Source organism: Listeria rocourtiae FSL F6-920 (assembly GCF_000525975.1).
GTDB classification, from domain to species: Bacteria; Bacillota; Bacilli; order Lactobacillales; family Listeriaceae; genus Listeria_A; species Listeria_A rocourtiae.
This window is the reverse complement of sequence record NZ_AODK01000103.1, coordinates 1-823: the sequence shown is the minus strand read 5'-3', so window position 1 is coordinate 823 and position 823 is coordinate 1. Positions and strand designations below refer to the sequence as shown.

At 45.8% G+C, this 823-nt stretch carries 1 pseudogene; it reads left to right on the top strand.

The annotated features are described in order from the left end of the window. Positions 1–823 (top strand): annotated as a pseudogene (locus PROCOU_RS16035) (RHS repeat domain-containing protein); the annotation flags it as partial.

The following is an 823-nucleotide window of genomic DNA, read 5'->3' as shown; positions in this document are numbered from 1 at the left end:
GGTGTGAAGTGGAATGGGCAAACCGCATTTAGCTTCCAATTTGACCCGAATGGGAACGAAACCAAAGTGACCGACGCAACCACAGGATGGGTGCGCGATAAAGCTTATGATGATGCCGACCGTATCACAAAACAAACCGAACGCGGTGGCAGTGTTTCCTGGACATACAAAGATAAACCGAGCAAAGACAACAAAGGAAAAACCGACAAAATCAATGAAGTCCTTGTTTCCCACGGGGCACACAACTACAAAGCAACGTATGACTACAATGCGTTAGATCAAAACACCAAGTTTAACGATGGTTCCCGAAACTATTTCTTGGAGTATGATGAGTTCGGCAATGTGGACCAGTATCTCAACGGCAATGGCGTTGGCACCAACTTCAATTATGATGCGACACAAAAAGTACGTGAAATCCAAATTGGGAATAAGGCTGGCAATACCTTATTTGAAGAAAGCTACACGTATGATGCAGCGAGTAACCGAACCACGATTGAGAATAAGAAAGCAGGTAAAACGAGTTACGAGTACGATGCCATCAATCAGCTCACGAAAGAGACACTGCCAGATGGCACGGTGAAAGCCTATACGTACGATGGCTTCGGTAATCGTACCAAAGTGACAGATTCCAGCAAGACAAAAGCCATCGAAGCGAGTTATAATGATGGTAACCAGCTCACGGCTTGGAATGGCGACAAACTAACGTATGACACGAATGGGAATCGTCTCAGCGATGGGACATACACGTACACCTGGGATACGGCAGATCAGTTAACAGCCATCACGAAAAAAGGGGAAACAACCCCATTCGCCACGTATCAAT